General features: G+C 58.0%; 19 protein-coding genes. 12 read left to right on the forward strand and 7 right to left on the reverse strand.

Going from position 1 to position 22,666, the window contains the following annotated elements:
• Positions 1 to 458 (reverse strand): TonB-dependent receptor plug domain-containing protein (locus ACTO3O_RS03305; RefSeq protein ID WP_482596443.1); only part of this gene is annotated, 458 nt, incomplete at its 3' end.
• Between the two features lie 102 nt (positions 459 to 560).
• On the reverse strand, positions 561 to 1,799 hold the full coding sequence (locus tag ACTO3O_RS03310) for a site-specific integrase (RefSeq protein WP_297830707.1): 1,239 nt from the start codon (positions 1,797 to 1,799) through the stop codon (positions 561 to 563).
• A gap of 431 nt (positions 1,800 to 2,230) precedes the next feature.
• Here ACTO3O_RS03310 and ACTO3O_RS03315 point away from each other — a divergent pair, with 431 nt between their 5' ends.
• Positions 2,231 to 4,144 carry a DNA polymerase III subunit gamma/tau gene (locus ACTO3O_RS03315; RefSeq protein WP_297830718.1) on the forward strand — a complete coding sequence of 638 codons (1,914 nt, stop codon included), beginning with the start codon at positions 2,231 to 2,233 and terminating at the stop codon, positions 4,142 to 4,144.
• Between the two features lie 117 nt (positions 4,145 to 4,261).
• Here ACTO3O_RS03315 and ACTO3O_RS03320 read toward each other — a convergent pair whose 3' ends face one another.
• The gene (locus ACTO3O_RS03320; protein ID WP_294594222.1) at positions 4,262 to 5,149 is read right to left on the reverse strand and encodes an AraC family transcriptional regulator; all 888 of its coding nucleotides are present in this window, start codon (positions 5,147 to 5,149) and stop codon (positions 4,262 to 4,264) included.
• 311 nt (positions 5,150 to 5,460) lie between these two features.
• On the opposite strand from ACTO3O_RS03320, the gene rpsF reads away from it, so the two are divergent.
• From rpsF to ACTO3O_RS03340, 4 genes are all read left to right on the forward strand, one after another.
• On the forward strand, positions 5,461 to 5,805 hold the full coding sequence (rpsF, locus tag ACTO3O_RS03325; RefSeq protein ID WP_294594224.1) for a 30S ribosomal protein S6: 345 nt from the start codon (positions 5,461 to 5,463) through the stop codon (positions 5,803 to 5,805).
• Between the two features lie 2 nt (positions 5,806 to 5,807).
• Positions 5,808 to 6,077 (forward strand): 30S ribosomal protein S18, encoded by a 270-nt coding sequence (gene rpsR, locus ACTO3O_RS03330; RefSeq protein WP_027291133.1) that lies wholly within the window; start codon positions 5,808 to 5,810, stop codon positions 6,075 to 6,077.
• Positions 6,078 to 6,105: 28 nt separating this feature from the next.
• Positions 6,106 to 6,558, forward strand: coding sequence for a 50S ribosomal protein L9 (gene rplI / locus ACTO3O_RS03335; RefSeq protein ID WP_297830709.1), 453 nt, complete (start codon positions 6,106 to 6,108; stop codon positions 6,556 to 6,558).
• 1,798 nt (positions 6,559 to 8,356) lie between these two features.
• Positions 8,357 to 9,706 carry an MATE family efflux transporter gene (locus ACTO3O_RS03340; RefSeq protein WP_297830711.1) on the forward strand — a complete coding sequence of 450 codons (1,350 nt, stop codon included), beginning with the start codon at positions 8,357 to 8,359 and terminating at the stop codon, positions 9,704 to 9,706.
• 1,061 nt (positions 9,707 to 10,767) lie between these two features.
• Here the strand turns inward: ACTO3O_RS03340 and ACTO3O_RS03345 are convergent.
• Positions 10,768 to 12,582: a family 20 glycosylhydrolase gene (locus ACTO3O_RS03345; protein ID WP_297830713.1), complete on the reverse strand. Its 1,815-nt coding sequence runs from the start codon at positions 12,580 to 12,582 to the stop codon at positions 10,768 to 10,770.
• Positions 12,583 to 12,718: 136 nt separating this feature from the next.
• Here ACTO3O_RS03345 and gcvH point away from each other — a divergent pair, with 136 nt between their 5' ends.
• The 5 genes from gcvH (at position 12,719) to ACTO3O_RS03370 (ending at position 17,838) form a co-directional block, all read left to right on the forward strand.
• Positions 12,719 to 13,099, forward strand: coding sequence for a glycine cleavage system protein GcvH (gene gcvH / locus ACTO3O_RS03350; RefSeq protein ID WP_294594021.1), 381 nt, complete (start codon positions 12,719 to 12,721; stop codon positions 13,097 to 13,099).
• Between the two features lie 53 nt (positions 13,100 to 13,152).
• Positions 13,153 to 14,097: a malate dehydrogenase gene (locus ACTO3O_RS03355; RefSeq protein ID WP_294594020.1), complete on the forward strand. Its 945-nt coding sequence runs from the start codon at positions 13,153 to 13,155 to the stop codon at positions 14,095 to 14,097.
• 66 nt (positions 14,098 to 14,163) lie between these two features.
• Positions 14,164 to 14,979, forward strand: coding sequence for a 3-methyl-2-oxobutanoate hydroxymethyltransferase (gene panB, locus ACTO3O_RS03360; RefSeq protein ID WP_297626110.1), 816 nt, complete (start codon positions 14,164 to 14,166; stop codon positions 14,977 to 14,979).
• Between the two features lie 417 nt (positions 14,980 to 15,396).
• Positions 15,397 to 17,079 (forward strand): peptide MFS transporter, encoded by a 1,683-nt coding sequence (locus ACTO3O_RS03365; RefSeq protein WP_297626107.1) that lies wholly within the window; start codon positions 15,397 to 15,399, stop codon positions 17,077 to 17,079.
• 156 nt (positions 17,080 to 17,235) lie between these two features.
• Positions 17,236 to 17,838: a porin family protein gene (locus ACTO3O_RS03370; protein ID WP_297830716.1), complete on the forward strand. Its 603-nt coding sequence runs from the start codon at positions 17,236 to 17,238 to the stop codon at positions 17,836 to 17,838.
• Positions 17,839 to 17,868: 30 nt separating this feature from the next.
• On the opposite strand, the gene ACTO3O_RS03375 is transcribed toward ACTO3O_RS03370, so the two are convergent.
• The 3 genes from ACTO3O_RS03375 to ACTO3O_RS03385 all read right to left on the reverse strand — a co-directional run bounded on the left by ACTO3O_RS03375 (position 17,869) and on the right by ACTO3O_RS03385 (position 19,995).
• A complete protein-coding gene (locus ACTO3O_RS03375; RefSeq protein WP_482596449.1) occupies positions 17,869 to 18,786 on the reverse strand; it encodes a bifunctional methionine sulfoxide reductase B/A protein in 918 nt (305 codons plus the stop codon).
• A gap of 792 nt (positions 18,787 to 19,578) precedes the next feature.
• Positions 19,579 to 19,728 carry a hypothetical protein gene (locus tag ACTO3O_RS03380; protein ID WP_297832241.1) on the reverse strand — a complete coding sequence of 50 codons (150 nt, stop codon included), beginning with the start codon at positions 19,726 to 19,728 and terminating at the stop codon, positions 19,579 to 19,581.
• Between the two features lie 114 nt (positions 19,729 to 19,842).
• Complete coding sequence (locus ACTO3O_RS03385; RefSeq protein WP_297832244.1) at positions 19,843 to 19,995, reverse strand: hypothetical protein; 153 nt, start codon at positions 19,993 to 19,995, stop codon at positions 19,843 to 19,845.
• 150 nt (positions 19,996 to 20,145) lie between these two features.
• On the opposite strand from ACTO3O_RS03385, the gene ACTO3O_RS03390 reads away from it, so the two are divergent.
• Entirely contained in the window at positions 20,146 to 22,233 is a 2,088-nt protein-coding gene (locus ACTO3O_RS03390; protein WP_297832247.1) for a cation:proton antiporter, read from the forward strand.
• Between the two features lie 118 nt (positions 22,234 to 22,351).
• Entirely contained in the window at positions 22,352 to 22,663 is a 312-nt protein-coding gene (gene rplU / locus ACTO3O_RS03395; RefSeq protein WP_294594143.1) for a 50S ribosomal protein L21, read from the forward strand.
• Positions 22,664 to 22,666: the final 3 nt, after the last annotated feature.

Consider the following 22,666-nt stretch of genomic DNA (forward strand, 5'->3'; position numbering starts at 1 on the left):
TTCGCACCACGAGAACCGTACAGCGCGGTTGCAGCAGCACCTTTCAGCACGGTAACCGATTCGTAGTCGTTGGAGTTGAGGTTCTTCAGCTGGTTGCCGTACGCAATCCCGCTGTTACTGCCGTCGGCGTCCAACCCCATCACGGAGTTCTCCATCACGATCCCGTCGATGACGAAAATCGGGGAGTTGTTTTTGGTCAGCGACTTCGCCCCGCGGAGTGTAATCACCGGCGACGAGGTCAGCCCCGACGACCCGGAGGTCGAAATTTGGAGCCCTGCTACCTTACCCTGCAAAGCATTGACAGGGCTGATGGTATTGGTACGTGCCAGTTCGTCGCCTTTGACGGTAGAGGTGGCATAACCGAGTTTCCGATCCTGTTTTTTACCCCCGAGTGCCGTCACCGTCACCGCCTCTGTCTGCAAAACAGAGGCAAGGAGGTGAAAATTCGGAGTGAACATTCAAAAGATCAGGAGGTTGTTGAAAACCGGTTTTGGGGACGTACATACAATTTACATATTGGTCGGTCGGATGGAGTCGAATGTTCGTTTCATGTGGGGGCGTCATTTCTTGGATTTCTTGAAGTCGGTCAACAGGCGCGCGTTTTTGATCCGCTCGTCTTTCTCGAACCCTGCCAGATAGCAGGCCGTCGTCCTTAGGTTGCTGTGGCCCAGTGATTCGGAAATGTAGCTGATGTTGGCCCCCTGACGCTTGAGGATGGTGGCGAACGAGTGACGTGCCGTGTAGGTCGAAATCGGCCCGATGCCCAGCGCTAGGCCGATTTGGTGCATGTGGCGGTTGATCTGGCGGGTGAGATTCTGTGTCTTGATTTTCAGCTCCATCGCATTCTCATGGCCGTTCAGGAAAGGGAACAGGAAGTTCTCCGGGGAGGGCGGATTGCCCCACTGGCTGAGGATCGCGCGCATCTCGGGAGTAATGATCGCTCGGATCTCTTTGCGGGTTTTGGTGGTGCGGGCTGTCTTTTGGCGAACGAAACAGATTTCGCCGTCGATGATGTCGGCATATTTGAGCCGGATGAGGTCGGCTACGTTGATCCCGTTGCAGAGGTAGATGAAAAACCACAGGTCGCGATAGTGAGCCGTGGTCGGATTGCCGTTCGAAAAATCGACGATCTGTTTGATTTGGCGGAGATTCAGGGCGATTTTTCGGCCCTCGCCCTCTTGGATTTCGAATTTTCCCTGCCCGAACGGGTATTGGGTGTCGAGCAGGTTGCCGTTTTTGCGGGCTTCGTTCAGCAGGGCGCGGATCGCGCGCATGTGCATGCAGATGGTCACGGGACTTTTCTGCTCGCCGAGCAGGAATTTCTCGTAGCGGCGCAGCCAGATGACCGTCACGGCTGTGAGCGGGATCGCCCGGCTGGAGAACCGTTTGATCGATTTGAAGACGTTGTCGTACCAGAGCATGTTGCCGACTCGTTGTTCGGCGGTCAGGCGGATGATCCGATGGCGGAAGAGGCTGTTCAGGGTGTCGCCCTTGCCGCGCCCGAGGAGCCGGTTGAGGGCGTCGAACGAGAAGGGCTCTTTTTCGGTCAGCTCCTGAACGTGCCGCTTGATGCGGTCGAAGGAGCTGCCGATGTCGCGGCGCACTTCGAGCAGGTAGCCGCTGCGGGTGCGGAGCAGGCGTTTCCACTCGGCGGTGTCGAGCTCTTTCCCGGTGGGGTAGTATTTCTGGACGCGCTTGTAGGCGACCTGGATTTTGACGGGAAAGAGTCCGTTCTTCTTGGCGCGGCGGGTGTCGAGTACCGAGGATACGGTAACGCCGTCTTTGGCATACTTGTACATGGCTATATCCGTTTTTATTAAACCGTTTTGTGGCAAAATAACGGGATATGATGTACATGCGATTTGCATACAACCTCTCTCGTATCTCTTTTTCTTTGCCCGGGAGTGAACTGTTCTCTTTGTGAACAAAGAGAACCAGAAAAACTTTCAAGGATGCTTCGCATCCTCCAGCTGCCGGCGGCCCGGTTCTCGGATTCTTCTTTGGGCCGGGAGTTGTAGCGCGCTAATGCGAGCTAAACTTTGGGCGCGCTACAACCCCGACCCAAAAGCAATCACGAAGACTGAGGACTGCGGAGCCTAAAGAGTAGCGTAGCTATCACGAAAGTCTTTTGGGTACCTTTTCTTCAGAAAAGGTACGGTTCCATCCGGCACAATGACGAGTGCGAAAAGAGGTTTGGAATGCGAAGTGCATTTATTATCTTTGTAGAATGATGGAATCATTCGTCGTATCAGCTCGAAAATACCGTCCCGCCACCTTTCGCAGCGTCGTCGGTCAGGCTCATATTACCGAGACCCTGCGGAACGCCATTGCGCGGGGACAGCTGGCGCACGCCTACCTCTTCACCGGGCCTCGGGGAGTGGGGAAGACCACCTGTGCGCGGATTTTCGCCAAAGCCATCAACTGTCTGAACCCGACATCGGAGCATGAGGCGTGCGGAGAATGCGAGTCGTGCCGGGCTTTCAACGAAGGGCGGTCGTTTTCGATCCACGAACTCGACGCCGCCTCCAATAACTCGGTGGAAGACATTCGGGCGCTGACCGAAAAAGTGCGCATACCGCCGCAGGTGGGGCGCTACAGCGTCTATATCATCGACGAGGTGCACATGTTGTCGGCCAACGCCTTCAACGCCTTTCTGAAAACCTTGGAAGAGCCGCCGCATTATGCGATCTTCATTCTGGCCACGACCGAGAAACACAAGATCCTGCCCACCATCTTATCGCGGTGCCAGTGCTACGACTTCAACCGGATACGGGTCGAGGATACCGTGCAGTATCTCCAGTATATTGCCGGTCAGGAGGGGGTGACCTATGACGACGAAGCGCTGCACGTGATCGCCCAGCGGGCCGACGGCGGGATGCGGGATGCGCTGTCGATGTTCGACCGCGTCGTTTCGTTCTGCGGGACGAAACTCACGGGCGACAAGGTGGCCGAGAGTTTGAACGTACTGGATTATAATACCTATTTCGCGGCGACGGATCTGATTCTGGCGGGGAACTATGCCGAGCTGCTCACCTTGTTCGACGGCGTGTTGCGGCGGGGATTCGAAGGGCAGCTTTTTATCGCCGGGCTCAACGGGCATATGCGCGATTTGTTGATGTGCAAGAATCCGCAGACGGCCGGGTTGTTGGAGGTGACCGGTCAGGTGGCCGAGCGGTACCGGGCGCAGGCGAATGCGGAGGGGTGCGATACGGGCTTCCTGTTCAATGCCATCAACCTGTTGACTCAGGTCGATACCGGCTATCGGACGGCGACCAATCGGCGGTTGCATGCCGAATTGGCGTTGATCAAGTTGTGCGGGTTGGGAGGGCTAAAAAAAAAAGATGACACCGTAGGTGCTGAGGCGGGCGGAGATTCGGAGGCGGATGCTCTGGTGCTGGTGGCGGGAGTGGGGCGGTATCCCATGCCGGCGATTTCGAATGGCGGGGGTGGGGCGACGGTGGTGAATCCTGCCGTGCCGGCGGCGCGGACGGTGCCGGAGGGAGCGGCAGCGACTCCTTCCGAATTGACACCCAAACCGACACCGGAGCCGAAATCGGAACCGGTGCGGGAAGCGGCAGGGCAGCCTGCACCGGCTGCGACGACCTCTCCGGTTTCGGCGCAGGCGACGAAACCTGTGGCGCAGCCGGAGCAGGGACGGGCGGCGGGACGATCGATTACGGGGGTGTCGATCACGAATTTACAGGCTGCGGCAGGCGGAGGTGCGACCGAAGGGGCGGTGGCATCGGCCGAGGTGGCGTCACGAGAGGAGGGGGCCTCTGTTCGTGAGGTGACGCCGGAGGAGGCAGAGAGGGTGATTACTGAAAAATACGATGACTTGCTGCGGCTTTGGATGGAGCGGCAACGACCTCGGTTGGCGACGGCGCTGACGGCCAGACAGATTCGCGGGAGCGAAGTGCTCGTCTCCGTGCCGAACGAAGTGTTGGCCGACGAGATCAACCAGGCCAAGTGGGAGATCGAGCGCGACCTGCGCCAGCTGACCGGAGCGGCGGCGACGGTGACGGTCGTCGTGACCGAGGTGCAGCAGGAGTACAAACCGGTTTCGACGGAAGATAAGTTGCAGTATCTGGTGCGCCTCAATCCGAATATTCTCAAATTGCGGGACGAACTCGACCTGACGGTATAGGCGGGGTTTTTCGCCAGCGTGGCTTAACGCACAAAAAAAGGCAGGAACAAAAAGGAGGCAGGATGAAAACCATCCTGCCCCTTTGCGTATTTCGCCGGTATTGCCGTCGAATAGTCGTTACGCCTCTCCCGCCATCCCCGCCGACTGGCGATACTCCTGCCGGAGCGAGAGCGGCGTGATCTGGAACTCCCGCTTGAAGAGCTTGATGAAGTGCGAGATGTTGTCGAACTTGCACTCGTATCCGATCTGCGCGATCGGTTTGGTGGTCGATACCACCTCTAATCGCGCATGCAATAGCCGCTGTTTCAGAATCCACCGGTGCGGCGTCATGCCGAATATCCGCAGGAAGTCGTTCTTGAACGAGGTCAGGCTCTTGTTGGTCCGCTGCGCCAGCTCGCTGATCGAGAGGTCTTCGAAGATCGAGTTCCGGATGATGCTCTCGAACGGGTCGGCCAGCCGCTCGACGCACCGCAGCAGTTTGTACTGCAACCCGTGTTCCTTGTGCGCCACCACCATGTAGGCGAATTCGGCCAGTTTGAGGCGCATCAGCTGCGGATGCGACGTCAGGTAGTCCGTGTCCATATACGGCATCAGCGAGTCGAACAACAGCCGCATCTCCGGCCACAGCCGCGTGCTGACGTGTCCCAGCGTCAGATCGGCCTGTGCCGCCTCCGGCAGCTCCAGCTCCATCCCGTACAAGGTCACGAGCGCCGACAAGGCTCCCGCCATCTCCTGGTTGTCGAACGCGAGGCAGGTCTCCTTATACGGCCCGTTCCGGGCCGGCAGGTTTTCGACGTAATGTTTCCCCGGCGCCAGCAGGAAAAGCTCCTTGTCGCCGATTCGATAGCTCTCCCCGGCATAATGGACGACTTTCGTCCCGCTCTCTACCACGCCGAGCAGGTTGCGGGTCAGCTCCAGAGACTGGGGGCCGGAAGCGGAGTGGGTCACGAACTGCCACAACGACGACGCACGTTCCGCCTTATTGTTCTTGGTTTGCTCCGACATACAATGGACGATAATGATAAATACAAAATAAATCTCCCGCTACAAAGAACACAAATATAATTCGAAAAAAAGCCGAAATGTTTTGTCTTTACATTCATAATGTTACAAATCGGACGTTTTGAGTTATTATTCTCCTCTCCTGACTCTTCCGGCTGGCGAGTCCGCTTCCGATCGCCCCGGTGTCCGTCGGCAAAAATCGTCCCGCCGGTTTGTACATCCCGAAAAAAAAGCTATCTTTGCGGCTCGAAACGCGCTCTGTTGACGGGTGCGACGAAACAACTCATTATTCATCATTTCTTTACGGACAACTTATGAACCGTTACGAAACCGTTTTCATTGCGACTCCCGTTCTTTCGGACGCACAGTTGAAAGAGCTGGTCGGCAAATTCCAGGGTGTCATCACCGAGAACGGCGGCAAAGTGAACTACACCGAAGAGTGGGGTTTGCGTAAGCTCGCCTATCCGATCCAGAAAAAGACCACCGGGTTCTACACCCTGATCGAGTTCGAAGGCGAAGGCAAACTGATCGACGTGCTCGAAACCCAGTACCGTCGCGACGAACGCGTCATCCGTTTCCTGACTTTCAAACAGGACAAGTACGCGGCCGAATATGCCGAAAAACGCAGAAACATCAACGCAGCTAAAACTCAAGAGTAATCATGGCAGCACCCCAATCCGAAATCCGTTACCTCAACCCGGTATCCGTTGAGGTCAAGAAGAAAAAATATTGCCGGTTCAAGAAAGCCGGGATCAAATACGTCGATTACAAAGACGCCGAATTCCTCAAAAAGTTCCTGAACGAACAGGGGAAAATTCTGCCCCGCCGGCTGACCGGGACTTCGCAGAAGTTCCAGAAAAAAGTGGCTACGGCGGTGAAACGGGCACGGCACTTGGCTATCCTGCCGTTCGTAACCGACTTGTTGAAATAATCCCTAACCGAGGAGCAGAGAATACATTATGGAAATCATACTGAAACAAGACGTCGATAACCTCGGCAATAAGGATCAGATCGTAAACGTGCGGCCGGGGTATGCCAACAACTACCTCATTCCGCAGGGATATGCGGCGGCTGCGACCGCTTCGGCTAAGAAGGTGCTGGCTGAAAAAATCAAACAGCAGGCGCACAAGGAGGCGAAGATGGTGACCGACGCTCAAGCTGTGGCTGATAAACTGAACGGGGTAGCGGTAGCTATCGCTGTGAAGGTGGCCGAAGGCGGTAAGATCTTCGGGTCGGTGACGGCGGCACAGGTGGCCGATGCGATCGAAGCGAAGGGCTTCTCGATCGACAAACGTCACGTCAAGGTCGATGCGATCAAGCAGATCGGCGAATACAAAGCTACGGTCAAGATCTACAAGGATATCAAAGCGGAAGTGGCCGTGTCGGTAACGGCTGAAGCTTCGGCTGAGTAGTTCGGACTGTTGCCGGAGAGGCTCCTCTTCCTTGGGGGTAGGCTCTTTCCGATTATGTTCTGACGATATTGTAAAGCGGTTGAGTATTACCGTCTCCGAGCTTTCAAAATCAAAAAAAGGTGTCTGTTTCCTGTTTCAGGAAATGAACACCTTTTTTGTTTGTAGTTTTTTCGATTGACGAGGCCTTCGGCGGATGCGGACGAGGGAAGGCTATGGCGTTGTTGGTTTGGGGTGGAGGCTGTCTTGCGATTTGGGCCGTCGGTAGCTTGAGGATGCGTCAGCATCCGTCTAAAGTTTTTCTGGTTCTCTTTGTTCACAACCGAGGCTGCCAGCGAGAGCTATGCAAACATAGTTTGCAAATTGCCGAGCGGCGAGGAGGAACCGAGTAGCGTACCGAGGGCAGAGACCGCTTGCGGGCTTTGCCGAGGTAGCACGAGGAAGCCGAAGGCAACGCGAAGCCAAAAGGAACAGTTCGAGGCGGGACAAAGCTCGACCCGCGCGTGACCGCTGGATAAGGAAATCATTCAAACGCGTAGTTCGCGTTTGAATAAGATTTCCGCCAGCGCGCGGACGAAGAAGGGGGGTAGAGGCTGCCAGTGGAAATGCGTCAGCATTTCCCGTCCACGGGACGTGGGGCCCGCGCGGCCCGAGCGCAATACCCTCCCGTAGGTATAGCCGTGCGCCCCGCCTAAATAAGGAAATCGTCAAAATGCGCTTGCGCGTTTTGACAGGATTTCCCCGGCGCGCGCACAAAGGATTGGGTTGAGGCTGGCAGTAAAACACCCAAAGAGTGCGCCCGCCCGGCGTAAGAGCAGTACCCTCCTGTAGGACGGGCGCGCGAAAAAATTTGACTTTGCTAAAAATCCGTCGCCCGCCCGCCTAAAGAGGGCATATTCTGCCGGTTGGCACTTGGCCAATCCGGCAAGAATTGCCGCGGGCGACGGTAAAACGCGGCGGAGCGACAGCGGAGCCGCAGTAAGGCAGACACGGAGCGGAGAACTGGGGCGAGCTTTGGGCTGTGCTTCTGCGACTCGCAGAGTCGCGCGGGCCGAAGCCTCCGACCGCGGAGGCCCGCAACTGACGTTGCTGTGGGCCCCGCAGGCTTCGACCCGTTAAAGCAATTACATATTGGCAGGCTTGGTTGCGTCTCGTTGCGCCGCCATCCCCCGCGGAGGGCTGCAACTTGTCGGAGCTCGTTACGCCTCCGCTGGCGGTGAACAGCTTAAAAGAGACGAATGGGCGGTGCTTGTGCGACCTTTAGGTCGCCGGCCCTGTCGTCCAGCGGCGAAGCCGCTCGGGGGAGTGGGCGACAGGCCGAACACGAGAGGCTAGGGTTGTAGATTGGGCCGTGAGTTAGGCTGAAGCTTGCGACCTGCAAGGTCGCGCGGGCCGGACGCCTCCCACCGGGCGGCCCGCAACACGCCGCTCACGCGCCGAGAGTTGTCGTTCCTCCCGGGCGTCCGATCCGCTAAGGTCAAACCAAAGTAGGGTAGAGGCACCTAATTAGGGTAGAGCTCCAGCCCCTTGCCCCCGCGGGCCCGCGGCGTTTATTCCGAGAGGCAACGCAACGGAAAACCGTGGGCGCGGGTGTCTGTATAACTGGGAACGAGATCCTGTGAGTGGAAAAGTAAATCGAACTCGTAGATGTCGTTCGTGGTGGATGACCAGTAAAATCCACTATTGCCAACGAATCTTATTATGCCCTCATAGTCCGTGCGACCGAAATCGCGGCAGCCCGGTGCGGGGCAGTTGTCCCGCATGTCACGTAGACGCGAAATAGAATAAAAACAGAAAAAGAATGATGTTTAAAGGTTACGGAAGTTATTATCGCTCGAATTTGCGGTTATCGGTTCCCGTAATTGTCTCTCAGGTCGGACAGTATTCCGTCCAGATCGCCGACACCGTAATGGTCGGGCATCTGGGCGAGGCAGTACCGCTGGCCGGTATTTCGTTCGCCTATGCCCTTTCGTGGCCCGTTCTGTTTTTAGGAACCGGTATTGCGATGGGACTCACCCCTCTGGTGGGGAAAAGCTATGCGCGCGGCGACCGGATGCGCAGTGCGGCGTTGTTCAAAAATTCCGTGCTGCTGGGGATGGCAACCGGTCTCTTGTTGATGCTTTTGCTCGGGCTGATCCTGCCTCTGATGGGACGGATGGGGCAAGACCCGGCTATCGTGCCCATCGCTCGCGGATACATGTGGTATCAGCTGGCTTCAGCTCTGCCTATGGTGCTGTTCGCCAGTTGCAAACAGTTTCTCGAAGGAATCGGGAACACGTCGCACACGATGGTGATTGCGATTGTCGGAAACGTCCTGAATATTGCGCTGAACGGAGCGTTGATCTATGGCTGGTGGATTTTTCCTGAGATGGGAGCTGTCGGGGCCGGAGCTTCGACCTTCATTGCCCGGGTCGTGATGGTGATTTTGTTTGCCTGGCTGATGTTCGGTCGTGCCGATTATCGCGGCTATATAAGACTTTTCCGGCGTGTGCGGATCACGCCGTTCCGGTTGCGTCGGTTGTTGAACGTGGGTGTGCCGATCGCACTGCAACTTTTTATTGAAATGACCGCTTTGAGTCTGATGGCTGTGGTGATCGGTCTGTTCGGGGCGGTGCCGCAGGCTGCCCACCAGATTGCGGTCAATCTGCCGTCGCTGAGCTTTATGGTCGTCACGGGGCTGTCGGCCGCTACGACGATTCGGGTGAGTCAGGATTACGGCTTGAGGCTCTATCCTTCGATGCGACGGGCGATGAACGCTTCGCTGCATCTGATTACGATCTTTACGGTATGTGCGTCGCTGCTGGTCTTCTTGTTCGGACGGCAGATCGCCGGCTGGTTCACTGCCGAGACGGCGGTGATCGAGGTCGCGGCCCATTTGCTCCGCTTCGGGTGCGTCTTTATGGTGATCGACGGTTTCCAGGGGGTGGTGCTGGGTGCGTTGCGCGGGCTGACGGAGGTGAAACGGCCGATGTATTACGCGATCTTTACTTATGTCTGTATTTCGGCTCCGGTCGGGTATTTGTGCAGCTTTATGTGGGAGATGGGCGCTGCGGGTACGTGGGTGGCTTTTACGGTCGGTCTGGCGGTGCTGGGGTGTTTGTACTACCGGCTTTTCTGCCGCCGCTACCGGCAGTTAGTGGCGGCTGATTGACTGTTCTTTAGTCTTTTTGGGGGGGACAGTTCGTTACTGCTTGACCAGAGATTAGATTTAATTGACTGCGGGCTTCTGCGTCTTCAGCTATAATGCAACTAAAGTTCGTCGCCGGCGGGGACGCAATCGAGCATACGAGAAAAATGCAATTGCCTTAGCGGGTTGAAGCCTGCGCGGCTCGAAGAGCCGCAGAAGCTCGGCCCATTTGGTTTCGGACTTTCATCCAATTCTGTCGGTTTCGGGCTGCGCGCTCCGGGGGTGGGCCGAAGGCCCAGCGCGCAAGCCCGGCGGCTCTATGAACCGCATAAGCAACGCCTTTTTCTGTCAAGTTCAGCCTTGTCGCCCGATCGGGACGAAGCCTGCGGGGCCCAGAACAACGTTAGTTGCGGGCCTCCGCGGTGGGAGGCGTCCGGCCCGCACGCCCCAAAGGGTCGCAAAAGCAATAATGCCCAAAGTACAGCCAAAAATTCAGCCCAATTCTGTCGGGTTCTTCCTCGGCGCGCCTCCCCGCACCGGTGCCTTCGGGCACTCCGATCGGGCAGCCTCTACCCCAATAAGAGGCCAGCGATTCTGCGAATCGCGCTAATTACTCTTGACCTACAACAGTTCGCCGCCAGCGGAGAGCAGCAACGAGCTCCGACGAGTTGCAGCCCGCCGCAGGGGGTGGCGGCGAACTGCGCGACTCTGAGAGTCGCAAAAGCTTGCCCCCAAGCACAGCCCAACTTACCGCCCCAATCCAAGCCCCACGCTCGGCCCGGCACGGCCCAAAGCAGAGCCCAGTTCTCCGCCCCGTGTCGGCTTCACTGCGGCTCCGCTGTCGCTCCGCCGCGTTTTCGCGCGCCTGGGGAAATCTTGTCAAAACGTGCCAGCACATTTTGACGATTTCCCTCTTAAGGCGTGGCGCGCGGTTTGGCTCGAGGGTACTGTTCTCTTTGTGAACAAAGAGAACCAGAAAAACTTTAGATGGATGCTCCGCATCCTCCAGCTACCGACGGCCCAATTCATTGTCCGCGCGCCTGGGAAATCTTGTCCAAAACGCAAGTAGCTTTGGCTGATTTCCTTTAGCGAGGCACGAAGGCGAAGATCCAGTGCTGCCCCCGGAAGAGCTTGCGAGAACGGAGTACGATTCGGTTCGTCCCCGCTTTCAGGGCGATTTCGACCGGCTCACGCGTCCAGAACAGCTGTTCCGCCGTATACGGAAACTCCTCTTCCGGTCTGGCCCACGTGTTGAACCGGAATGCATACGCGCCCGGCTCGCGCCACACCGGCGGTTCGATCCGGACGCCGTTTATCCATGCCTCGCCCGCAGCCTCCCACGCTCCCTGTGCGCCGATGCCCGACGAAATGCGGTTCGACCGCGACGGAGCCTCGAAACCGATCTGGGCGAGGATGACCGTGTCGCGCGGCACCGTGATGATAGTCTCCGCCCACACCTCGCCCGAATCCGGCTTCAGTAACGACAGCGTGGCCAGCATCGCGTCCACATCGATCGCCCCGCCATATAAAGTATGCCATTTCAGGCTCGAAGTGTCGCTCCCGAACGCCGCAGGCTCCGATACCCGCCACTTCAGCGAAGCGTTGGGCCACCAGCAGAAAGGTTCCTCTTTGAGCAGACCCTCCTTGTGGGTCAGCATACGTTCCTCGAACTCCGCCAAAGCCTCCCCGGCCGGCGTCGAAGGATCGGGGAACAGGTTCGGATTCGTCGGAGACCCCTCCGGTTTCCGCCCGCCTCGCCATAGCCGTTCGGCGAAAGGCAGCAGCCCCGACCATACCCCGCTATTCCGCATCAACCCCTCCAAACCCGGCGACTTCGTGTCGTTCCACAGGCAGAGAATCCCCCCCAAAGCCGTCGAATCGCCCTGCGCCTGGTCGCACGGGTCGTGCAGCAGCATCCGCGGCGTGAACGAAATCGGGTCGTAATTGTTCAGGTACCCCATATACGAATCGACGATCGGCCCGCCCTGCGTCCGGTTGCGGGCCACGTAGCCCGAAGCCTCCGACCACACCTGCCGAATGCTTCCGTCTGTCGCCGGCAGACCCGGATCCCACACCATCGGCGTGCGTCCCGCCGCCCGCACCACACTGTCCGCCCACCGCATGAACCCCGTCGGGTCCGGAATGTGCACCTCGTCCGAGCCGATGTGGATGTACGGCGCCTCCGAGACCGGTATCTCGGTGAAAAACTCGTTCAAAGCCTCCTCCAAGATCCGCATCCCCCGCGGATCGGCCATGCCGAAACCGAACGTCGAGTTGAAATAGGTGCTGTGGCCCGGCATGTCGATCTCCGGCACCACCAGTATGCCGTGTTTCCGGGCATAGTCGATCACGTCGCGAATCTCGCCGTAGGTGTAGAACTTCCCCTCGTCGCGCCCCGGTCGCTGATACTGCGGATCGTTGAGTTGCGGGAAACGCCGGGACTCGATCCGCCAGGCCGGATAGTCCGTCAGGTGCCAATGGAACAGGTTGATCTTGTACTGCGACAGGAGGCGGATTTGTCGTTTGAGCTCTTCGACCGGAATAAAGTTGCGCCCCGTGTCGTGCATGAAGCCGCGCCAGGCGAAAGCCGGCCAGTCGACGATCCGGACGCTCGGCACCAACCCCCGCTCGTCGGTCAGCTGGCGCAGCGTCTGGCGCGCCCAGATGGCGCCCTGCTCGTCGCGGGCCGTGATTTTAGCCCCTTTCCGATAGGTTTCCAGGATATAACCCTCGGCCGGTAGCGACAGGGTGGTGTCGATCCGCACCTTGACGTTCAGCAGCGGAACCAGGTATCGGCCCGTCGTTTCGAGCTGTTGCGGATAGGGAATCAGAGCCGGTTGCGCCGTCGTCCGTCCGAGGGCGGTGCAGAGCGCGCAAAGGAGAAGAAAAAATCGTTTCATAACTTGTGCAAGATAGGAAATTCGGGCGATATGTCAAAGCTCGTCGGAACAGGCTGTTAACGGAATAACACCACCCTTGCGCGTTTCGAAAAAAGCGGTATCTTTGGGGCGTTGAACCTAAAAAATCTGATTCGAGATGAGCAACATTCCATCCAACCTGAAATATTCGAAAGACCACGAGTGGATTCGCGTCGAGGGCGAAGAGGCATTCGTGGGGATCACCGATTTCGCCCAGAGCCAGCTCGGGGACATCGTTTTCGTGGACATCACGACCGAAGGCGAGACGCTGGCACAGGGCGACGTGTTCGGCACGATCGAGGCGGTGAAGACCGTTTCGGACGCTTTCCTGCCGGTGGCGGGCGAGGTGCTGGAGCTCAACGGCGCACTGGAAGACGCCCCCGAAACGGTCAATAAAGACCCCTACGGCGAGGGGTGGATGGTCAAAATCCGCCTCACGGAACCGGGGCAGCTGGACGGGTTGCTGTCGGCCGACGAGTATGCGAAACTGATCGGCTAATCTTTATTTCAACGCAAAGCAGAGAACAAACACTTTAAAATCGAACATAACTCATGGCAAAAGTAACGGTAGTCGGCGCGGGGAACGTGGGAGCAACCTGTGCGAACGTATTGGCCACGCGCGAAGTGTGCAGCGAATTGGTGCTGCTGGACATCAAAGAGGGGGTTTCGGAGGGGAAAATCCTGGATATCTTCCAGACGGCTACGCTGATGGACTTCGACACCAATATCAAGGGGGTGACGAACGACTATGCGGCCACGGCGGGGTCGGACGTGGTGGTGATCACCTCGGGCATGCCTCGCAAACCGGGCATGACGCGCGAAGAGCTGATCGGGGTGAATGCCGGAATCGTTAAATCGGTAGCCGAAAACATCCTGAAACATTCGCCGGAGGCGATTCTGCTCATCGTCTCGAACCCGATGGACCCGATGACCTATCTGGCGCTGAAGGCGACGGGACTGCCCAAAAACCGGGTCTTCGGGATGGGCGGCGCGCTCGACTCGGCGCGGTTCAAATGCTACCTCTCCAAGGCGTTGGGGGTCAACTCCAATGATGTGGACGGGATGGTGATCGGCGGCCACGGCGATACGACGATGATTCCGCTGGTTTCCAAAGCCTCGGTCAAAGGGGTGCCGGTGACGGAACTCTGCAAGGACAAGGCGGTGCTGGACAAAGTGGTGGCCGACACGATGGTGGGCGGCGCGACGCTGACCAAACTGCTCGGCACGTCGGCCTGGTATGCGCCGGGAGCGGCGGCCGCTATGGTGGTCGAGTCGATCGTGCGGGATCAGAAAAAGATCGTCCCGTCGTGCGTCCTGCTCGAAGGGGAGTACGGCCAGAAGGATATCTGCATCGGGGTGCCGACGGTGATCGGGCGCAACGGTGCGGAACGGGTGGTCGAAGTGGCGCTGACTGCCGAGGAAAAGGCCGCTTTCGAAGCGAGCGCCGAGGCGGTGCGCAAGACCAATGCCATCCTTCACGAGATCAACGTGCTGTAACCGAATGCTATCCCTTCGGGGAGAGCGACGTACGGCTAATGAGATTGCATTACCGGTAAGAAATATATGTCATCAGAAGGAAAAACTCGTGCCGTGACCACCTATCGGCTGGCCGAGATGAAAGCCCGCGGCGAAAAGATATCCATGCTCACCGCCTATGATTACACCATGGCCGGGATTATGGACGCCGCCGGGATCGATGTCATTCTGGTCGGCGACTCGGCGGCCAACGTGATCGCCGGGTACAAGACCACCGTGCCGATGACCCTGAACGATATGATTTATCACGGGAAAGCGGTGGCGAGGGCTGTGGAGCGGGCCTTGGTCGTGGTCGATCTGCCGTTCGGGAGCTATCAGGGGAACTCGAAAGAGGCCTTGAACTCGGCGGTGCGGATCATGAAAGAGACCGAGGCCGATGCGGTGAAGCTGGAGGGGGGCGCCGAGGTGATCGATTGCGTACAGCGGATTCTCTGTGCCGGGATTCCGGTGATGGGGCATCTGGGGCTCACGCCGCAGTCGATCAACAAGTACGGCACCTATGCCGTGCGGGCCAGGGAGGAGGCGGAGGCGGAGAAACTCTACTCCGACGCGCTGCTGCTGGCCGAGACCGGATGCTTCGGCATCGTGCTCGAAAAGATTCCCGCCGTGCTGGCGGGGCGGGTGGCCGAGGCGGTGAAGATTCCGATCATCGGGATCGGGGCGGGAAACCGGGTGGACGGACAGGTGCTCGTTTCTTACGATATGCTCGGGATCAACAACGGTTTCTCGCCGCGCTTTCTGCGGCGGTATCTGAACCTCCACGAGCAGATTACGGCGGCGGTGGAGCAGTATCGGGAAGACGTCAAATCCGGCGATTTTCCGAACGACGGGGAGCAGTATTGACCGGGTTTTTCACAATTGATTAACTTTTCGCTGCCGCGGGGCTTTCATTCAGAAGCGCCCGCGGCAGTTTTTTTGTGGACAGCGGGCCGAAAAGAGGTTTTTAACAGGTTCTTATCGCTTTTTGAACCCTTATCGACATCCTATTCACGAAATTTCGCCCGGTTGTCATCGAAATGCAAACAGGTTATAAACCGATTGTTCACAATTTATAAACACTCCTTCTGCTCGAATCTGGGTGCGCCCCATCTTGTCAGACCGTGGCTGTGCCGCCTCCCGAACCGGCCCGGCTTGCATTTTTCGACGAAATCGTTACTTTTGTAAATCGTAAACTCGGCGCGGATCGACTCTCCCCCGACTCGAAGCGCCGGGGGTCTCTCGCACAAACCACGCAATTATTAACCAAAATCCACATAGCTAATGTTAAAAGGACAACCCAAAGGTCTGTTCGTATTGGCGTTGGCCAACATGGGCGAGCGTTTCGGCTACTACACCATGCTGGCGATCTTCGTCCTCTACATGCAGGCCAAATTCGGCTACACGGAGGATCAGACCAGCACGACGTTCGGGATCTTCCTGAGTATGGTCTACTTCCTGCCGCTGTTCGGCGGGCTGCTGGCCGACAAGGTGCTCGGCTACGGCAAGACCATCGCCCTCGGGATCATCATCATGTTCGCCGGGTACTTCTGCCTCGCCATTCCGACCGGTGTCGGGACGGGGGCCCAGATCGCCATGTTCGGCGCGCTGGCTCTGATCGCCCTCGGGACGGGGTGTTTCAAGGGGAACCTTCAGGCGCTGGTCGGCAACCTCTACGACGATCCGAAGTACAGCGCCAAGCGGGACATCGCGTTCAGTATCTTCTACATGTGTATCAACATCGGGGCCTTCTTCGCTCCGTCGGCGGCCGAAGGGGTTTCGAACTACTTCCTCGAAAAGGACGGATACACCTACAATGCCGATATTCCTGCGCTGGCGCACCAGTTGCAGAACGGGACGATCTCGCCCGAAGCGACGGCCCGGTTCAGCGAGATGGCGGCTCAACAGGGCTACACGGGAACCGATCTGGCTCAGTTCGGCGACAGCTATATCGCCAGCCTCGGTCAGTCGTATAACTACGGTTTCGGGGTGGCTTGCCTGTCGTTGATCGTTTCGATGATCATTTTCGTCGGCTTCCGCAAGTACTACAAGGCGGCCGACAAAACCGAAAAGGAGAAACAGGCTCAACGCGATCCGAATGCCGTGGAGCTCACCGCGCAGCAGGTCAAAGACCGGCTGGTGGCTTTGGGGCTGGTGTTCGCCGTGGTGATCTTCTTCTGGATGTCGTTCCACCAGAACGGCCTCACGATGACCTTCTTTGCGCGCGACTATACGCAGACTTCGGTCAGCGGGTTCGACCGTTTCGGCTTCTCGTTGTTGACCTTGCTGCCGTTCGCTTTCTGCTTCTACGGCATTATCTCGCTCTTCCAGGGGACGACGGCGCGAGCCAAAGGGGTCGGGGCGCTGTTGGCTCTTGTCGGCGGGGGATGCGCCTGGTGGGCTTACAGCTCGTTCCCGGCCGAAATGGCGATCTCGCCGCAGATTTTCCAACAGTTCAACGCATACTTCATCGTCCTCTTTACGCCGCTCATGGTAGCGTTCTTCTCGTGGCTCAACAAGAAGGGCAAGGAGCCCAGCGCGCCGCGTAAGATCGGTATCGGGATGCTGATCGCCGCTATCGGGTTCATTCTGTTGGCCGTGGCTTCGACCGGGCTGCCGACGCCGGAGGCGTTGAAAGGGATGGGCGGTTTGAGCGAATCGGCCCGCGTGTCGCCGAATTGGTTGATCTCGACCTATTTCGTGCTGACGATCGCCGAGCTGTTCCTCAGCCCGATGGGTATCTCGTTCGTTTCGAAGGTGGCGCCGCCGAAGTACAAAGGGCTGGCACAGGGCGGCTGGCTGGCGGCTACGGCTGTCGGGAACTACCTCGTGGCGATTATCGGTTACCTGTGGGGCGGGATGCCGCTGTGGATGTTGTGGGGCATTTTGGTGCTCTGCTGCGCGGTGTCGGCTATTTTCCTCTTCAGCGTGATGAAAAAGCTGGAGCGGACGACGCGCGATGCGTAATCGGTTTCGACACGGAATACCGAGATTGTTCGAATTTTTGAAAAAGATGTTCCGAACGGAACGATTTTTGTTCATAAAAGCGGAGGAGAGGCATCGCCTCTCCTCCGCTTTTTTCCTATATTTGTACGCACTAGAAATTCTGTCCCGTTCCGACTCATGAAGAAATTCGTCCGGCTCCTCTTGTTGTTTCCGCTCGCCTGTGGTGTGGCGACGACCGCTTCGGCCCAGGTCAAAGGGCTCGGTTTCGGCCCGCGTGTGGGGTTGAACTTCGCCGACTATATGAACAGTCCGGGCAGTACGCGCACGGGGCTCTACGCCGGCGCGTTCCTCGATTACCACATCACCCACCGGTGGGGGCTGGAGACGGGGGCCTACTATTCGCAGTTGGGGTCGACCAACAATGTCGAGATGGGGCATGCCAGCCGGACGATCCATCGGATGGAGTATCTTTCGGTGCCGTTCGTGGCTAAGTTCAATTTTCTGGGCGGTTTCCGGGCGATTGCGGGGGTGGAGGGGCTTTTCAAGCTGTCGGCGAAGTGCGTCGAAAAGGACGGCGGGCCGACGATGACGATGCAAAATGTCCGTTCAGCGAATCTGGCTTTCACCCTCGGGGCGGGTTATCTGTTCCGTTGCGGGCTGGACATTACGGCGTCGTATTCCAAAGGGTTCAACAGCGCGATCCGCCATACGGGCGAGACGACTTGTCCGACTTACTTTCGGGTGGCTGCGGGCTGGCGCTTCATCGGAACCAACAAATAATCTTTTTACTATAAGTAGGCTACGAGCGGATCAGAACCGTTTGGTATAGGCGTGGCAGTAGGGTTCGGTGCCTTTGCGCCGGTAGTAATCCTGATGATAGGTCTCGGCCGGCCAGAAAACGGTGGCCGGAGTGACTCGCGTGGCGATCCGATATCCTTTGGTTTCGAGCTGCCGAATCAGGCGTTCGGCGATGGCTTTCTGTTCGGGATCGAGGTAGAAGATCTCGGAACGATACTGCGGCCCGAGGTCGGGCCCTTGTCCGTCCTGTTGGGTCGGGTCGTGGATCTCGAAAAAACGTTTCGCTAAGGTTTCGTAGTCGATTTTCGTCGGGTCGTAGGTGACGCGGACGGCTTCGGCGTGTCCGGTCTTTTGAGTACAGACCTGTTCGTAGGTGGGGTGATCGGTCGTTCCGCCGATATAGCCCGATTCGACGGAGATCACGCCTGTCTGTTGCTGCATCAGGTGTTCGACGCCCCAGAAGCAGCCGCCGGCAAAGATGGCTTCGGCGGTGGATGCCGGTGCGGCGGGTTCGAACTCCAGGGAGATCGAATTGACGCAGTGGCGGGTGTCTTTCGGGGTGAATCCTTCGCCGGTGAATACGTGGCCGAGGTGGGCGCCGCATCGGGCGCAGGTGATTTCGGTGCGTTGTCCGTCCGGGTCGGGGGTGCGTCGCACGGCGCCGGGCAGTGCGTCGTCGAAGCTGGGCCAGCCGCATCCGGAATCGAATTTGTCGGCCGACCGATAGAGCGGTGCGCCGCACTGTTTGCAGTGGTAGGTGCCGCCGGCGTCGAAGGTGACGTGTTTTCCGCTGAAGGGGGCTTCGGTGCCTTTGTCGATGATGACGTGTCTCTCTTCGGGGGTCAGGTCTTTTTTCATAGTTTGTTTCGCAGGGGTATTCGCGCTGCATCCGTAGAGCAGGGCGATGACAAGAATAGCAAATTTATCCATATCTGTTAAAATGCAAAAAATATGCCGTCTCTTGTCCTGTTATTCGATTTTGTTTCGGCTTGCAGATGATAGGAAGTGGGGGTGCCATTGTTGCGTGCGGAATAGAGAATAGGGGCCGAGGCTGCCCGCGTAGTATAGGGGTAGAGGCTGACACGAGGCGGAGAACTGGGGCGAGCTTTGGACTGTGTCTGTTTTTCGGGCGCGAAAGCCGGCCACGGTTTTCGCGCCGCGTTGGGCTGAGCATGGGGCTGTGGATTGGGCGGTGAGTTGGGCAGGGCTTTGGGCGATGCTTGTGCGACCTTTAGGTCGCCGTCCTCGGCGAGGGCGACGCATCAGCGGCGCGTGGGGGGGCGCGCCGAGGACGAACCTCATAGCAAAGAGGCGTTGCTCTTGCGGTTCTTCGAACCGCCGGGCTTGCGCGCTGGGCCTTCGGCCCACCCCCGGAGCGCGCAGCCCGAAATCGAAAGACAGGTTTGTCTTCAAAGAGAGAGCTGTGCTCTGCGACTCGGAGAGTCGCGCAGTTCGCCGCCACCCCACGCGGCGGACTGCAACTCGTCGGAGCTCGTTGCATTCACCGCTGGCGGCGAACAGATATAGGCTGAGAGCGAATTGTTAATAGAAATGAGCTTTGCTCTTGCGGCTCAAAGAGCCGCGCGGGCCGAAGCCTCCCGCCGCGGAGGGACGCACAGCGTCTTTTACTGCCAGCCTCTACCCCAAACCCCGCAGGCTTCGGCCCACATAAAACTCCGATGAAAGTACCCCGGCCAATTTTTGCGTGCCTCTCGTTTCCGTTTATTCCGAGAGGCAACGCAACTGAAAACCATGGGTGCGGCTGGCCGAACTGTTGGTGTAGAGGCCCTGTGAATGGAAATTCAAGGCCGAACCGCGGATGTCGTTCATGACGGAAGACCAACTGAATCCTAGATTGCCGACGTAGCTCATTCCACCCGAGTCCCAAACGCGGTAGCCCGGGGCGGGCCGCTCGGCACTCGAAAGCTGGCCGTCTCGGTTTCCATATGGGGTAGAGGCTGCCAGTAGAACGCCCTATGGGCGCGTTTATTCCGAGAGGCAGCGCAACTGAAGACCGTAGGCGCGATAGTACGCGTAGTTGGAATAGAGCCACATCACGTCGAAATGCAAACTCAGGCCATGGATACTGCCGCCCGTCGAAGCCCAGCTGTAACCGTAACCGCCGCTGCCACGTTGCACGCCATCTGCATGATCGCGGTAGCCCGGGGCGGGAACGCGATCGTGAAAACTCGAAACATAGAGTAAATAAATAGGACGCGATTCCGCCGATTCCGTTAATTTTGCAGTCGGACGGAAAATGGAAGTGAAAAGTCAATCAATTATTTCAGTATGGATTCAATGAATATGCTGGCTCCGCTCGTCTTCGTGATCGTTTCGCTCGTAGCCGGAGCTATCCTCAAATATGCCCTCAAACGCACCGTACTGCCTTATACCGTCGGGCTTTTCGCCTTCGGACTCATGGTCGGACTCTGCGACCGGGCGGGACTCTTTGCCCAAGATTCCTTCTTTAAAGCCTCCATCGACTTCGCCGGACATATCGACCCCGATCTGATCCTCTACCTCTTTCTGCCCGTCCTGATTTTCGACGCAGCGTATGAACTGGACGCCCATATTTTCCGGAAAACACTGACCAATGCCACCCTGCTTTCCGTACCCGGAATGGTCGTGGCGATGTTCCTGACCGGACTGTTGATGATGGGCATTCACCTCTTCGCACCGAGCTACGCCCAGTGGAACTGGAGCCATGCCCTGATGTTCGGCGCACTGATCAGCGCCACCGACCCTGTGGCCGTCGTCGCCTTGCTCCGAGAGCTCGGCGTCAGCAAACGTTTCTCCACCCTCGTGGATGCCGAGTCGATGCTCAACGACGGAACCGGGATCGTCCTCTTTATGCTCTTTTTTGGAGCCTATACGGCCTCCGGAGCCGTCAAGGCGCCTGTGGCCGGATTTGTCTATGTAGTGCTCGGCGGCGTATTGCTCGGCGTGATCTTCGGTTGGCTCTGCCTGTGGTTTATCACCCGCAGCCGAACCGACGCGATCGTCCAGAACAGCGCGATTCTAGTCTCGGCCTACGTCACCTTCTTTCTGGCACAGAGCTATCTGGACGTTTCGGGGGTGATTGCCCTGGTGGGGTACGGATTGGTGATCACCTATTACGGGCGGCCGCGGATCGCACCCGAAGTCAACCGCTTCATGCAGGAGTTCTGGGAATTGGCCACCTATGCCGCCAATACGCTGATATTCATTCTGGTGGGCGTCGTGATCGCGGTGCAGGTACAGGCCACGTGGGTGGACTTCGCGATTCTGGTGCTGGTGTACATCGGAGTCAATGTGGTGCGGATGACGATGATCGCCCTCTTCTATCCGCTGATGAAACGGTCGGGATACGGACTCTCGAAACGTGAGGCCGTCATTCTCTGCTGGGGCGGATTGCGCGGGGCGCTGGGGCTGACCCTGGCGTTGATGGTCTCCTATACGTTGCCCATTCCCGAGCCGGTGCGGCGGCAGGTGCTCTTCCTGACCGCAGGGATCGTGACGCTCACCCTGACCGTCAATGCCACCACCGTCGGGTGGCTGTTGCGTAAACTGGGGCTCACGCGAGTGTCGTCGGCCAAGACCTTCCTGAACTATACGATTCAGAAACAGTTGTGCGAAAATACCACGCGGTATTACGGCGAGTTGCAGAAGAACGAAGCATTGCAGGGCGCCGATTGGGCGAAAGTGGCCGCTTTCGTACCCACGCTCGAAGATATTCCCGTACCGGTGGTGCCCGGGCAGGATTTGGCAGCCAATGTCCGGCTCCGCATACTGGACAAAGAGCGGACACGCTACTGGCAACTCTACGAGAAGGGGATTATTTCGGCCGAGTCGTTGCGGCGGTTGCTGGCGACGGTCGAAGAGCTCTACGACGCGGACGGCAAACGGCCCCTGTGTGAGCGGGCCCGGCTGCTGGAGCTGCCCGACCTGCCGTTCTACCTGCGGTGGCGGAAACGATCCCGGGAGGTGCTCTACCGGTGGGTCGACCGGAATCAGTCGACGACTTTCGTCCGGGTCTACGATGTGGCCCGCGGGCTGATCCATTCGCAACGCACCTCGATTACTCTGTTGGACGAGCTGGAAAGTTCCGATACCCTGAGCGGGGACGACCGTCGGGCTCTGGAGGGGCTACGCGGCGAAGTGCAACGCAATATCGAAGAGAGTCAGACGATTATGGACATGATCGCCCAGCGATTCCCGAGCTCCTACCGGCTGGCCGTCACCCAGAAAACCATCCGGATGCTCATTAGCGAAGAGAAGGCCGAAGTGCTCCGGATGCTGCACGAGGGGCTCGTCATGCCGGACGACGTACAATCGATGTTGGACGACATCGACCGGCGGTATCGGATGACCACCCCGGATCGGATTCTGCGCGGTTGAGGGCCTCGGATGTGGCGGATCGGGAAAAGTTTGCCGAAATAAATCGGCAGAGTTTGGCCGGTCGGAGAAAAATGCCTATCTTTGCGGTTCGAAACACTAAACAACAAGCGAAACGAACATGTACGCTATCGTAGAAATCGCAGGACAGCAATTCAAAGTTGAGAAGGGTCGCAAGCTCTATGTTCACCGTCTGGCCGACGCCGAAGGCGCCGCCGTGAGCTTCGACAAAGTCCTGCTGATCGACAATGACGGAAAGGTTGCAATTGGCGCACCTACGGTAAAAGACGCCAAAGTGGAAGCTACCGTGCTGAAACACTTGAAAGACGATAAAGTCATCGTCTTCAAGAAGAAACGTCGCAAGGGGTATCAGAAACAGAACGGGCACCGGCAGTGTCTGACCCAGATCGAGATTAAGAATATCATCGCTTAACTC

The organism is Rikenella sp., from assembly GCF_056799795.1.

Bases quoted from the DNA above. Each gene is read 5' to 3' on its own strand.
- ACTO3O_RS03310 (WP_297830707.1), bottom strand. From the start codon at position 1,799: ATGTACAAGTATGCCAAAGACGGCGTTACCGTATCCTCGGTACTCGAC.
- ACTO3O_RS03315 (WP_297830718.1), top strand. From the start codon at position 2,231: ATGGAATCATTCGTCGTATCAGCTCGAAAATACCGTCCCGCCACCTTT.
- ACTO3O_RS03320 (WP_294594222.1), bottom strand. From the start codon at position 5,149: ATGTCGGAGCAAACCAAGAACAATAAGGCGGAACGTGCGTCGTCGTTG.
- rpsF (WP_294594224.1), top strand. From the start codon at position 5,461: ATGAACCGTTACGAAACCGTTTTCATTGCGACTCCCGTTCTTTCGGAC.
- rpsR (WP_027291133.1), top strand. From the start codon at position 5,808: ATGGCAGCACCCCAATCCGAAATCCGTTACCTCAACCCGGTATCCGTT.
- rplI (WP_297830709.1), top strand. From the start codon at position 6,106: ATGGAAATCATACTGAAACAAGACGTCGATAACCTCGGCAATAAGGAT.
- ACTO3O_RS03340 (WP_297830711.1), top strand. From the start codon at position 8,357: ATGATGTTTAAAGGTTACGGAAGTTATTATCGCTCGAATTTGCGGTTA.
- ACTO3O_RS03345 (WP_297830713.1), bottom strand. From the start codon at position 12,582: ATGAAACGATTTTTTCTTCTCCTTTGCGCGCTCTGCACCGCCCTCGGA.
- gcvH (WP_294594021.1), top strand. From the start codon at position 12,719: ATGAGCAACATTCCATCCAACCTGAAATATTCGAAAGACCACGAGTGG.
- ACTO3O_RS03355 (WP_294594020.1), top strand. From the start codon at position 13,153: ATGGCAAAAGTAACGGTAGTCGGCGCGGGGAACGTGGGAGCAACCTGT.
- panB (WP_297626110.1), top strand. From the start codon at position 14,164: ATGTCATCAGAAGGAAAAACTCGTGCCGTGACCACCTATCGGCTGGCC.
- ACTO3O_RS03365 (WP_297626107.1), top strand. From the start codon at position 15,397: ATGTTAAAAGGACAACCCAAAGGTCTGTTCGTATTGGCGTTGGCCAAC.
- ACTO3O_RS03370 (WP_297830716.1), top strand. From the start codon at position 17,236: ATGAAGAAATTCGTCCGGCTCCTCTTGTTGTTTCCGCTCGCCTGTGGT.
- ACTO3O_RS03375 (WP_482596449.1), bottom strand. From the start codon at position 18,786: ATGGATAAATTTGCTATTCTTGTCATCGCCCTGCTCTACGGATGCAGC.
- ACTO3O_RS03380 (WP_297832241.1), bottom strand. From the start codon at position 19,728: ATGAGCTACGTCGGCAATCTAGGATTCAGTTGGTCTTCCGTCATGAAC.
- ACTO3O_RS03390 (WP_297832247.1), top strand. From the start codon at position 20,146: ATGGATTCAATGAATATGCTGGCTCCGCTCGTCTTCGTGATCGTTTCG.
- rplU (WP_294594143.1), top strand. From the start codon at position 22,352: ATGTACGCTATCGTAGAAATCGCAGGACAGCAATTCAAAGTTGAGAAG.